The sequence below is a fragment of the Deltaproteobacteria bacterium genome (genome assembly GCA_016875225.1).
Classification (GTDB): domain Bacteria; phylum Myxococcota_A; class UBA9160; order SZUA-336; family SZUA-336; genus VGRW01.
Genome location: VGRW01000024.1, coordinates 1 through 11749, shown reverse-complemented (window position 1 = coordinate 11749; position 11749 = coordinate 1). Strand labels below are relative to the sequence as shown.

Annotated in this window: 13 protein-coding genes; 8 read left to right on the top strand and 5 right to left on the bottom strand. The window is 70.8% G+C overall.

Annotation, left to right across the window (positions count from 1 at the left end; translation table 11 throughout):
* Positions 1-245 precede the first annotated feature (245 nt).
* The 6 genes from FJ108_08180 (at position 246) to FJ108_08155 (ending at position 5308) form a co-directional block, all read left to right on the top strand.
* Positions 246-731, top strand: coding sequence for a hypothetical protein (locus tag FJ108_08180; GenBank protein MBM4335875.1), 486 nt, complete (start codon positions 246-248; stop codon positions 729-731).
* 44 nt (positions 732-775) lie between these two features.
* Positions 776-1741 carry an alpha/beta hydrolase gene (locus FJ108_08175; protein MBM4335874.1) on the top strand — a complete coding sequence of 322 codons (966 nt, stop codon included), beginning with the start codon at positions 776-778 and terminating at the stop codon, positions 1739-1741.
* Between the two features lies 1 nt (position 1742).
* Positions 1743-2150, top strand: a complete 408-nt coding sequence (locus FJ108_08170; GenBank protein MBM4335873.1) for a hypothetical protein — start codon at positions 1743-1745, stop codon at positions 2148-2150.
* A gap of 77 nt (positions 2151-2227) precedes the next feature.
* Positions 2228-3334 (top strand): glycosyltransferase family 4 protein, encoded by a 1107-nt coding sequence (locus FJ108_08165; protein ID MBM4335872.1) that lies wholly within the window; start codon positions 2228-2230, stop codon positions 3332-3334.
* Between the two features lie 10 nt (positions 3335-3344).
* Complete coding sequence (locus FJ108_08160; protein MBM4335871.1) at positions 3345-4205, top strand: enoyl-CoA hydratase; 861 nt, start codon at positions 3345-3347, stop codon at positions 4203-4205.
* Positions 4202-5308, top strand: coding sequence for a hypothetical protein (locus FJ108_08155; protein MBM4335870.1), 1107 nt, complete (start codon positions 4202-4204; stop codon positions 5306-5308). Before FJ108_08160 ends, FJ108_08155 begins: the two co-directional genes overlap by 4 nt.
* A gap of 10 nt (positions 5309-5318) precedes the next feature.
* Here FJ108_08155 and FJ108_08150 read toward each other — a convergent pair whose 3' ends face one another.
* The 3 genes from FJ108_08150 to FJ108_08140 are packed head-to-tail and all read right to left on the bottom strand — an operon-like array spanning position 5319 to position 7152.
* Complete coding sequence (locus FJ108_08150; protein ID MBM4335869.1) at positions 5319-5927, bottom strand: glutathione S-transferase family protein; 609 nt, start codon at positions 5925-5927, stop codon at positions 5319-5321.
* A gap of 26 nt (positions 5928-5953) precedes the next feature.
* The gene (fdhD, locus tag FJ108_08145) at positions 5954-6778 is read right to left on the bottom strand and encodes a formate dehydrogenase accessory sulfurtransferase FdhD (GenBank protein ID MBM4335868.1); all 825 of its coding nucleotides are present in this window, start codon (positions 6776-6778) and stop codon (positions 5954-5956) included.
* Positions 6775-7152: a hypothetical protein gene (locus FJ108_08140; protein ID MBM4335867.1), complete on the bottom strand. Its 378-nt coding sequence runs from the start codon at positions 7150-7152 to the stop codon at positions 6775-6777. Before FJ108_08140 ends, fdhD begins: the two co-directional genes overlap by 4 nt.
* Between FJ108_08140 and FJ108_08135 the strand changes: the two genes are divergently transcribed.
* The gene (locus FJ108_08135) at positions 7127-7834 is read left to right on the top strand and encodes an SRPBCC family protein (GenBank protein ID MBM4335866.1); all 708 of its coding nucleotides are present in this window, start codon (positions 7127-7129) and stop codon (positions 7832-7834) included. The two genes, FJ108_08140 and FJ108_08135, sit on opposite strands and share 26 nt — an antisense overlap.
* 181 nt (positions 7835-8015) lie before the next feature.
* On the opposite strand, the gene FJ108_08130 is transcribed toward FJ108_08135, so the two are convergent.
* Positions 8016-10373, bottom strand: coding sequence for a hypothetical protein (locus tag FJ108_08130; GenBank protein MBM4335865.1), 2358 nt, complete (start codon positions 10371-10373; stop codon positions 8016-8018).
* A gap of 126 nt (positions 10374-10499) precedes the next feature.
* Here FJ108_08130 and FJ108_08125 point away from each other — a divergent pair, with 126 nt between their 5' ends.
* Entirely contained in the window at positions 10500-11192 is a 693-nt protein-coding gene (locus tag FJ108_08125; protein ID MBM4335864.1) for a class I SAM-dependent methyltransferase, read from the top strand.
* On the opposite strand, the gene FJ108_08120 is transcribed toward FJ108_08125, so the two are convergent.
* Entirely contained in the window at positions 11189-11710 is a 522-nt protein-coding gene (locus tag FJ108_08120) for a hypothetical protein (GenBank protein MBM4335863.1), read from the bottom strand. The genes FJ108_08125 and FJ108_08120 overlap by 4 nt on opposite strands.
* Positions 11711-11749 lie beyond the last annotated feature (39 nt).

Here is an 11749-nt window from a genome sequence, read left to right as displayed (position 1 = left end):
AAAGGATCCGTGCGGGTCCGCCGAAGAAAGCCGAGACAGCGCCGCGAGGATGAGGCATGCTACGCGGCGTGGGGTGCTCGGCTACGGCCGCCCCGCTCGTCGGAGTCCGAATCGAATCCCGGCCTCCGAACCGGTAGCGACTCTGGAGCGCCCGAGATCGGGCCGAGATGCCTCGCAACCGGATCCGACCTGCACCTTCGTCCGGCCCGGCTCGGTCGAGGGACGCCCATGAGGAGCGCACAGGCGTGAGTGATCAGGAGAAGACCCCGGCGGGCCACGTCGCCGCCCAGAGGCCCGAGCGCAAGCGCGGCGGAAACGGCGCCGGCTCTGGCGGCCACGGACGCGATGCCCGAAGCCAGCGCGCTCACAACTCGGCGGCGCGCTATCGCCGCAAGGTCGAAGAGCGGCTGTTCGGGAAGAAGGCCGACCGCGGCCGACTCCGCCTCGAAGAGCGGCTGCGAGACGCGGACGGGGCCGAGAACCTGCTCCGCACCTTCCGCGAGTACTCCAAGTGCTACGGCATGCCCAGCGACGTCGGGCTCTTGGTGCGGCTGCTCGATCTGGAGCCCGCGCGAGACATCCTCCAGGTGACCGACGAGATCGACCGAGTCGCCGAGTCCCTGTCGGCCGAGCAGAAATCGCTGCTGCGCAGCCGGCTGCGAAACCTCGAGATGGCGACGTCGCACGACTCGGTGGCGGACGCGGTCTCCCGGCTGCTCGAACGGCTCTGATCCCTGGTGAAGCCAATCCTCATGTCGATCTCCTCGCTGGCCCCATGAGAGGCGAAATCAAGGCGAAAGTCAACCCGGCGGCCGCGAAGCCGGCATCGGTCCGGCTGCGCAGCCACCGGATCGAGGTCGCGGCGCTCGACTACGGCGAGCCGACACCCGGAGCCCCGTCGATGCTGCTGATCCACGGCATGCGCGACCTGGCCTGGAGCCTCGACTCGGTCGCGCAGCACTTCCGCGATCGCTTCCGGGTCGTATCGCTCGATCTGCGCGGCCACGGCGACAGCGACCACGTCGGCTACTACGCGCTCGCGCACTTCATCCTCGACCTGCGCGCGGCGGTGCGCGGGCTCGGGCTCGACCGGCCGGTGCTGATCGGACACAGCTTCGGCGGCGAGGTCTCCGCGCAGTACGCGGGCCTGTTTCCCGAGGTGCTCGGCGCGCTGGTGCTGATCGAGGGCCTCGGCCCGCCGCCGTGGGAAGGCGAGGGCAGTCGCGAAGCCGGCGTGTATTGGGCGCGATCGATGGTCGAACGACTCGACCAGATCGATCCCGAGGGCCGGCGGCTCGAAAACGTGGACGAGGCCACGCGGCGCATCCTCGCCAGCCACCCCGGACTCGAGCCGGGGCGCGCGCGCTTCCTCGCCGAGCAGGGCGTGCGCCCGCACCCGGCGGGCGGACTGCGCTGGAAGTGGGACCCGTACCTGGTCACGAGCTGGGGAAGCTTCAACTTCGGCCAGATGGAGCAGATGTGGTCGCGAATCCGCGTGCCGACGCTCGCGGTGAACGGTGCTCGCTCGGGCGAGTTCTGGCGGCGCGATCTCGGCCGCTCCAAGCGCGGCGGCGAGGGCGAGGCGTACCTGGCCCCGGACGAGCTGCAGCGCCGGCTCGCCTGCTTTCCCGACGTCGAGTGCGTGGAGATCCCGGGCGCGGGGCACATGGTCCACTTCGACGCGCCGGACCTGCTGAACGCGGCGATCGACGCATTTCTGCGTCGGCGCACGGGGTCGTAAGGTGAAGTTCGGCGCGCGGCCCTGGTGGATGAACGGGCTCTTCGCGTTCTGTCTCTTCATGAGCTTCGTCTACATGCCGTTCGACTTCTTCTGGAAGCCGGTCGCCGACGACCAGGAGGTCTGGTTCGGCGTTCTGCTCACGGGCTGGGCGGCGAAGGCCACCGAGCCGCTGCACTGGGCGATCTACGCCGCCGGCTCCTGGGGCTTCTGGAAGATGCGCCCGTGGATGCACCCGTGGGCCGCGCTGTACACGCTGCAGATCGCGATCGGGATGCTCGTCTGGGCGTCGCTGGATCCGCGGGCGGAGGGCCAGCGACTGCTCTTCGGCGTGCCGCCGTTTCTCGCCTTCGCGGCGCTGGCCTGGCTGATCTTTCGCGCGCGCGCGCACTTCGGCGCGCGAGCCGGCTAGAATACGCGGCGCTTCGAGGAGTCTTGACGCGATAGGCGAAGCAAGCGATCGGTGCCCTTGGGGGTTGGGGGCTCGACGTGGCGCGCGACGGGGCTGGGGCTGCGGTTCTGAACCTTCTGTTTCTGATCGACGGTGCGCGAATCGAGGTGGGCGAGGCGCAGGTTCTCCGCCTTGCCAGCGCCTTGCGCTCGCGCGGGCACGGCGTGGTGATCGGGGCGTCCGGACGCTCGGCCGTCGACGAGATCGCGTCGCGGGGCCACACGGCGGTGCGCGTTCCCGGATGGCCGAATCTGCCCGGAGCCGTTGCGGCCATCGCGCGCGCCTGCCGCGAGCACTCGATCGATCTGATCGACGCGCACTCGCCGCAGCTGCTTCTGCCCGCCGCCATCGCGCGCGGGCTGCGCCGGACCCGCTCCGCGCTCGTCGCGACGCTGGATCGGGTTCCGAGCCGGAAGGGCACGGGCTTCGAGCGCTTCGTGCTCGAGCGTCTGCCGGACCAGGTGCTGTTCACGTCGCTCGCCGATCGTGACCAGCTCGCCGAGCTCTGGGGGCGCGCGATCGGTCAGGTGGTCCACTACGGCATCGAGCTGCCGCGACCGGGCGCGACCGAGCCGATCGACCTCGAGGCGAAGCTCGGCGTGCCGCGCGACGCGCGCGTGATCGGCGTGGTCGGGACGCTCGCGCCGGAGAAGGCCGTCGGTGACGCGATCGCCGCGCTCGTGCGCCTGCCCGAGGACGTCTGCCTGTGCATCGTCGGCGACGGGCCCGAGGAGAACGCGCTTCGCGCCGAGGTGCACCGCCGGAGCCTGGAGCGGCGCGTGTTCTTCGCGGGGCCGAGCGCAGAGCCCGATCGCTTCCTGGTCAGCTTCTGCGCGCTGGTGCTGCCGTCGCGGCACGAGCGGCTTCCCGCGGGCCTGCTCCGCGCGGGTGCACTCTCGATCCCGGTGGTCGCAGCCGACGTCGGCGGCGTTCGCGAGGTCGTCGTGCCGCGCGAGACCGGCGTGCTCTACCCGACCGGAGACGTGGACGGACTCGTGCGCGCGATTCGCGGAATGCTGGAAGATCCGTCGCGCGCAGCCGCGCTGGGCTGCGCCGCGCGCCAGCGGATCGCGTCCGTCTTCGGCCTCGAGCGCTGGGCCGCGGAGACCGAGGCGCTCTTCGAACACGTCGCACGGCGGGATTAGGAGGCATCGCATGGACTATCAGGAGATCCTCTATTCGGTCGAGGACCACGTCCTCACCCTCACGCTGAACCGGCCGCAGAAGCTGAACGCATTCACCGGCCGCATGATGTTCGAGGTGCTCGACGCGATCGACCGCGCCGATGCCGACGACGACGTGCGCGCGATCATCGTGACCGGCGCGGGCCGGGCGTTCTGCGCGGGCGCGGATCTGTCGGCCGGCTCCGGCACCTTCGACGCACGCGATCGCTCGGCCGACGTCGGGATCGAGGGACGGCGCGACGGCGGGGGGCGCGTGACGCTTCGCCTCTACGACTGCAAGAAGCCGCTGATCGCGGCGATCAACGGCCCGGCCGTCGGAGTGGGCGTGACGATGACGCTGCCGATGGACATCCGGATCGCGTCCACCGACGCGCGCTTCGGCTTCGTCTTCGCGCGCCGCGGCATCTGCCTCGAGGCGGCCTCGAGCTGGTTCCTGCCGCGCGTGGTCGGAGTCTCGCGGGCGCTCGAGTGGGCCTACACCGGGCGCGTGTTTCCGGCCAGCGAGGCGCACGAAGCGGGTCTGGTGCGAAGTCTGCACGCGCCCGAGGCGCTGCTCCCGGCGGCGCGCGAGCTCGCGCGCGAGATCGCCGAGAACACCTCGGCGATCTCGGTGGCCGTCTCGCGCCAGCTGGTCTGGAAGATGCTTGGCGCGGATCATCCGATGGAGGCACACAAGATCGACTCGCGGGCGATCCACGCGCTCGGCCAGAGCGCCGACGCGCACGAGGGCGTTGCGTCGTTCCTCGCCAAGCGCAAGCCGGAGTTCCGCCAGCGGCCGAGCTCCGACATGCCCGCGTTCTACCCCTGGTGGCGAGAGCGGAAGTTCGAGTGAGTCTGCGGCGGCTCGGCTTCGCGGCCCTGCTGCTCGCGCTGCTCGGCGCACTCACGTCTGCGCTCTTCGAGATCGGCGTGCGGGTCTTCGCTCCGCAGGTGCTCGCACAGGACGTGCCGGATCTCTGGCAGCAAGACGAGGCGATCGGCTGGAAGCACGCCGCGGACGCGCGGGTGCTCGCGAACACCGGCGACCGCGACGTCGAGATCTGCACCGACGCCGCGGGGGATCGCGTCTCCTGCTCCGAAGGGGCCCGGTCCGACTGCGCCCGGCGGATCCTGGTGATGGGCGACTCGTACGTCGAGGCGCTCGCGGTGCCGTTCGAGGCGACCGTCTGGCGGCGGCTCGAGTCCGACACCGGAGCGTGTACGAACGTGGCCGGCGTCTCGGGCTGGGGCCCGAGTCAGTATCTCGCGGCCGTGCGCGCGCGCCTCGCCGAACCCGGCGCGCGCTTCGACCTGGTGATCCTCTCGCTCTACCTGGGCAACGACCTCACCGACGACGCGGAAAAACTGCCGCCCGCGAAGGACGTGCAGCGCCGGCCGTTCCGGCTCCTGCCCGCGGGCCTCTCCCTGGACGCGCTGGTCGACTGGTTCTACCCGTGCAACGCCTGGCTCGAGTCGCGCTCGCACGCGTACGTGGCGCTGCGCTTCGCGATCCGAAGGCTGCGCGACCCGGGCGACGTCGGCCTGTACGGAGCGCCCCGTGCGCTGCGAGCGTCGCAGCTGACCCGGCCGTACCTGGACGAGACCGCGCGCGGCGTCGGGCTCGTTGCCGAGGCGGCGCGCGCGCACGGCGCGCGGCTGCTGGTGGTCGTGATTCCCGTGCGCAGCCAGGTGCTCGATCCGAGCGCCGAGCGCCTGCTGCGCGCGCTGCCCGCGCTCGCGGGCGACGTGGACATGGATCTCGCCACGCGCGAGCTCGTTCCGAGGCTCGAGGCGCTGGCCGGCGTGGACCGGGTCGTCGATCTCCTGCCGATCCTGCGCGCGAGCCCGGAACCCGCCGACTGGGGCGAGCGCGACGGGCACTTCTCGCCGCGCGGACACCAGAAGTGGTTCGAGTCGATTCGCGGGCCGGTTCGCGAGCTGCTCCGCGCGGACTGACCGGCGGCTCTCAGGCCTTCGCCGACGGGCGCGCGGAGACCTCGCCGTACCAGCGCGTCAGGTTCTTCTGCTCGGGCAGGATGCGGATTTCCGAGACGCGACCGAAGTCGATCGCGACCAGCGCGGTGATGTCGGCGATCGTGTAGCGCTCGCCAGCGACGAAGCGCGACTTCGCCAGGACGCCGTCGAGCCAGGCCAGCTGCTTCGCAGCTGCTTCCTTGCACACCGCGCCGTACTCGGGCACCTGCGGAATCCGGCCCTTGAAGAAGGGATGCGTGTTGCGGAAGCAGCCCGCGGTGTTCGAGAGCAGCCCGAGCTCCATCCGGCGCTGCCACATCTCGACGACGGCCTTGTCCCGCGCGTCGGTGCCGAGCAGCGGAGGCTGCGGGTGGGTGAGCTCGAAGTAGAGACAGATCGCGACCGACTCGGAGAGGAACGTGCCGTCGTCGAGCTCGAGCACGGGAACTCCGCCGAGCGGATTCCTGGCCAGGAACTCGGGCGAGCGGTTCTCGGCCTTGCCGATGTCGACCTGCACGGTCGGAACCGTGATGCCCTTCTCGGCCAGGAAGATCCGCACGCGGCGCGGGTTGGGCGCCATCGAGCTGTCGTAGAGCTTCATCGGATTCTCCTCGCTGTGGGCGGCCATCATACCCGAGCGCGATCCGGATTCGCGATTCTCTCCGCACCCGCGTAGACGTTGAGGCTCGCGCCGCGAAGGAACGCGACCAGCGTCATGCCGCTCGCCCGCGCCAGCTCGACGGCGAGGCTCGACGGGCCCGAGATCGCCGCGAGCACGGGGATGCCCGCGACCAGCGCCTTCTGCGCGATCTCGAAGCCGAGTCGCCCGCTCACCAGAAGAATCGTCTGTGAGAGCGGCAACCGGCTCTCGAGCGCGGCCCAGCCGACGACCTTGTCCACCGCGTTGTGCCGGCCGATGTCCTCGCGCGCGCAGAGCAGCGCACCGGTCGAATCGAAGAGCGCGGCGGCGTGCAGTGCGCCGGTCTCGTCGAAGAGGCGTTGCTCGGCGCGCAGGCGGTCGGGCAGGGCTTCGAGCACGCCGAGCCCCACGCGCATGCCGTCGGGGCGCAGAGCCGGCGCGAGCCTTCGCGCTTCGTCGAGCGTCGCCTTGCCGCAGATCCCGCACGACGACGACGCGATGAAGTGTCGGACTTCGGGCGCGCGAACGCCCGCTGCGCCGGGCTCGGTGCGGATCTCGATCGTGTTGCGGGTCTCGTCGCAGTGCGCGATCGCGCATACCGCGCCGAAATCGCCGACGATCCCCTCGGTGACCACGAACCCGGCCGCGAGCTCGACGTCGTGCCCCGGCGTGCGCATCGCGACGGCGAGCGCCCCTCCGTCGAGCCGCAGCTCGAGCGGCTCCTCGACCGCGATCGTCTCGTGGCGGGTCCCGAGCTCGCCGTCGCGAAGTCCGACGATCTCGACGCGCTTGCTTCCCGGAGCCGGTCTCACCGCGGCAGCGTAGCCGATCCGGAGCCTGCGCCGAGCTCCTGAGCAAGCGGTCCGAGTACGCGAATCCGCTCGTCGCGCTGCCACAGGTCGACCCGTTCAGCCGCGCCGCGCGCGCCCGAAGCGCGAAGCAGCAGCAGCGCCGGACCCGCGAGCGCGTCCTCTAGCGCGAGCCGCAGCGATCCGAGCCCCGTGAGCAGCGTGTCGAGCCGGCCCGCGCCGGGGGCGTTCGCCAGGTACGCGGCGTCGGGCTCCGGCAGGCGCTCCACGTCCTCGGCGCGAAGCCCTTCGAGAAGACCGGTCGAGCCCTGCGAGAGCGCCAGCGCGACGCGCCGGACGCAGCGACTCGGGATGGCCCGCAGCACCGGCTCGGTCACGCGGTTCGCGTCGACGAGCGCGATCGCGTCGCCCGCGAGCCCGACGAGCGAAGCCGACGCCAGGCCCGCCGCCCCGATCAGATCGCCCGCGACGCGAAATGGTGTAGAGACGAGCGCTTCGGCCGCACCGGCGTGGTCGGGCCCCGCCTGCGCCGAGCGGACCGGCAGCAGAAGCAGCGCGGCGGATGCCACGAGCCGAAGCGCTCGGTTCAGAGTCGTCCCCCTTCCGTCGCGCTCTCGATACCGCACGCTAAGATGGCCGTCCATGCAGATCGAAGTCTCGGAGCTCGTGCCGGCCGCGCCGGAGGAGGTCTTCGCGCGGTACACCGACCACCAGGGTTGGGTGGACTGGGCGGGGGTGAAGGAAGTCGTCCTGCGACAGCAGGGTCATCCCGCACCGAACGGGCTGGGCGCGATCCGCGTGATCCGACAGTCCGGCATGGCGATCGAGGAAGAGATCACGGGCTTCGATCCGCCCAAGCGCATGGCCTATCGCCTGGTCGCCGGCGCGCCGATTCGCGACCACTCGGGAGAGGTTCGCTTCGACCGCGAGGGCGCGGGGACGCGCGTGACCTGGAAGGTCGACTTCAGGCCGCTCGTTCCGGGCACCGGCGGGCTGATTCGCCGTGCGCTCGAGCGGGGCCTGCGCGACACGCTGGCGAGGCTTGCCAAGACGTTCTGAGCCTGCCACCGCCCCCGACCACACGAGACGGCGCTCAAGCTCGGAGCGAAGCTGCCGATCAGTGACACGTAATTGCGGCTCGCTTTCCCGCAATCGAAGTTCAGGGGAGGGCGGAGGCGCGGGCGATAGGAACTTGGGGGGGATCCGTCGCCGGTGCCTCCCCTCTTCCTCTCTTCGCCGATCAGCTGCGCGCGAGCGCGATCAGGCGCTCGAGATCGGCGACCAGCTCGTCCAGGCGCTCCGGCGAGCCCGCGCGCCAGCGCTCGCCGTCTTTCTCTGCTGCGCCCAGGTTCTCGAGCAGCTTGAGCGCGTTGCCGAAGTTCATGTTCGAGAGCAGCTCGGGGGACTGCACGCGGTCCTGCAGGAGCAACTGCCGGCCGAGCTCGTGACAGCGGCGCAGCACGACCGAGCGCGCCGTCGGCTCTCCGGAAGAGCGCAGCGTTCGCAAGGTCTCCGCCACGACCCAATAGCTCTCGATGAAGTCGAGCAGGATTCTCGGGCAGCCGGCGAGAATCGGAGTCAGTCCCGCGGCGGACTCGCGCGCGAGCCGCTGTTGCTCGCGCTCGAACTCGCGCGCGAACGATTCGCGGTCGGAGAAGAAGAACTCGAACTTCAGCAGCTCGCGAAGTCGCAGCGCCCAGCCGCGTGCGTCGCGCCGGCCTGCGGCGTCGGCGGCCGCCGCGCGCATGGCGAGCTCGGCGATCGCGCGGCCGAGCAGGAAATGGATCACCGTGTTCCGGTAGTAGGAGGCGGCGTGCCGGCCCTTCTCGGTCACGTAGTAGACCGGCTCCACGCCCCCGGCGTAGCGCTCGATCACGCCGGTTCCGGCGAGCGCGTCGGTGGCGCAGCGCAGCGCCGACTCCGCGCCCGCTGAGACTTCCTGGGTCACGTCGATGCCGCGCTCGTGCGCGTAGTCCACCAGACGCGCGGCCTGCGCTCTGAACTCCGCCTCGCCGAGCGCACGCTTGCCCGCGCCGAGCAGGATCGAGCAGGCGAGCGACACCGGCGTGATCGGCGTGACGGCGTTGATCTGGTTCGAGATCCGGAACGCGAGCTTCTCGACCACGAGTCGGTCGTCGCCGCTGCGGTCGAGGTACTCGCGCAGCGAGATCGGCTCGGCGAAGCGCAGATGGATCCGCCCGAGCTTGCGCGCCCGCGCGGCGCGGATCTGGCGCAGCAGGAACACGAAGCTCTCGGCCTCTTTCTCGTCGCCGAGGTTCTGGCGCACGTACTCCGCGAGCTCGAGGATCTGGTCGTAGGCGATCGAGGTCGGGATGAAGAGCACCTCGCTTATGTCGTTGCGGCGCGCCCCGTCGACGATGTAGTTCAGGATCCCGTAGCGGGGCGGCAGCAGCTTTCCCGAACGCGAGCGTCCGCCCTCGATGAAGAACTCCTGGTGGAAGCGGCGCTGGACCAGGGTGCTGATGAAGCCGCGCAGCGATTCCTTGTAGATCGGGTCGTCCTGGAACGACCGGCGCAGGAAGTACGCGCCGGTTCCGGGCAGGATCCGGCTCATCGGGAAGAACGACATGTTTATCCCGGCCGCGGTATGCGGGGGCGGAAACCCCGACGAGAACAGGAGCGAGTAGAGCGCCATGTGATCGCAGTTGGACTTGTGCGACGGGATGAAGACGAGCGGAGCGCGCCGCCCGAGCGCGCGGAGCTTCTCGAGCTCGCCCGGGTCGATGTCGATGTGGGGATCGAATGCGAGCCCGTAGACCCAGCGCGCGAAGCGGTGGAAGATCTCCATCGAGAACAGGTTGTGACTGGTCGCGAGCTCGCGAAGGGCGCGGTCCCCGCGCAGGAGAGACTCATCGCGAGTCAGTCCCTGAGTGGCTCCCGCGGCCGCGATCTGGTCCTGAAAGCTCGAGTCACCGAGGATCTGCTCCGCGAGCAGCCTGGGAACCTTGTAGCGATCGCCGAAGACCTGCCGCTGCGCGAGGGAGAGCGCCTTCACGCCCTGGACGCGCACGAAGGTGGAGAGCGCGAGCTTGTCGCCCTGCGCGCGGGATTCCGCCTCGAGCGCCGTGCGCGTTCCCGGCGCGCCGATCACCACGCGCGCGTAGCCGCGGCGGAGCAGGCGCAGCCAGCGCGTCCAGCCGGGCGGGTCGTAGGGGTTGCCGAAGGGCAGGTTCCAGAGCGACGGCGGTCGCTCCACCGGCCCCCAGAGCAGCTCCGCCGGCACCAGATCGACCTCGACGCCCGCTTGCTGCGCGAACGCCAGAAGCCGGGCCAGCCGGTCGGGGCCCGAGCGCGGGGGCGAGAGGGGCACGAGCATCGGCTCGCCTGCGAGGAATGCGGCGCGCAGCGTCTCGTCGGCGAGCTTGGCGCGCGTCGACGGCACCCAGCGCGGAACCGGCAGGCCCGCGCGCGACAGGCTCGCCAGCAGGATTCGCAGATCGAGACGGGTCTCGATCGGCGCCAGGTAGATTCGCGGTCGCGAGTCCTTCGGCAGATCGATTGCGCCGGGAAGGATCAGCGGCACGGCCAGGCCGCGAGGAGCGCGCGGCGCGGCTCGGAGTGGCAGGGAACCGGTCACCTCGCCACCATACCGCGAAGCGCTTCGGCCGCACAGCACGGCGTGTGACTGGGGCCGCGCCGTTCGGGTGTTGCCGCACCGCGTCGTCGCGGAGAGAATCCGGGCTGCGAGACGGTCGCGGAGACGATGTCGATGAGAGCTCCCTGGCAGACCTTGCGCGGGTACGCCGAACGGTTGTTCAGGCGCGCCTGCCCGGCGCAGGATCCCGGCGAGCTGATTCGCGAGCTGCTCGGGGATCTGCGGCCCGAGCCGCGGCAGCGACTCGTCTTCGTCGAGGCCGGTTGTGGCCCCGCGACGCTCGTGCTGGCCGAGGTCGCGCGGCGCACCGGCGCTCGCGTCTACGCGTGCGATCTCGATCCGAGGAAGTTCGACGAGCTCCGCGAGCGCGCGGGCGACCCACTCGACGAAGTGACCTTTCTCGCCGGCGACAGTCTCCATGGCCTGGCGCAGATCGCGGCGCGGCACGAGCGGGTGGACTTCGCGCTCTTCGACTCCGTGCCCTCCGCGACGCACACGCTGCGCGAGTTCCTGCTGCTCGAGCCGCGCTTCGGGCCGGGCTCCCGCGTTCTGATCGACGACGCAGCGCTTCCGGGTGCCCGGCTGCTGCTCGGTCCGCGACGCAAGGGCCGGCTCGTCGTTCCGTACCTGCTCGCGTCTCCATTCTGGAGCGTCAGCGCGCATCCTCGCACCGGCGGTTCGATGGTTTCGGCCGTCCTCGACGCGATCGGCGCCAGGTCGGACGCGAGCTACGAGGATCCCGGCTGGGTCGATCTCTGGCGAGCGGCCCGCGAGCGGAAGCTCCGGCCGGTTCCGGTCTAGGGGCTTGCTGCCGGACCGGTCTCTTCGGCAGGCGCGCGTGCGAGGCGCCAGATCACGAGCTGCTCCTCTCGCCCGGCGCTGCTCTTGTACGGCGTTCCGCGAAAGACCTCGAGCTCGCGTCGCAGCACGAGTTCGCCGTCGGGGCCGCCACGCAGACCGCAAGGATAGGGCTGCGTGTAGGTCTCGTAGTCGCCGACCCGGACGCCATGGGGCACGGCGTGCTGCGCGATGTACTCGACGCCGTGGCCGAGCACGAAGGCTTCCATGCGTCCGCTGCAGACGGCTTCGGCGAACTCGAAGCTGTTCGTCAGCCCGTCCAGGTTCATCACCCGGCGCTGGGCGAAGTAGCTGAAGATCCCGCTGTCCTTCATGCCGATCACCGCGTCCGGCGGGAGATTCGCGGCGACCCACTCGCCCCCTTCGCGCGCACCGATCGTGAACGTGTGCCCGAGTCGCGAGATCGAGTATGCGAGCGCGAGGACCTGCAGAGCCGCGAGCCCGACCATACCGGCGGCCACGATCGCGCGCGGAAGCCTCCTCTCGACGGCGCGCGCCCC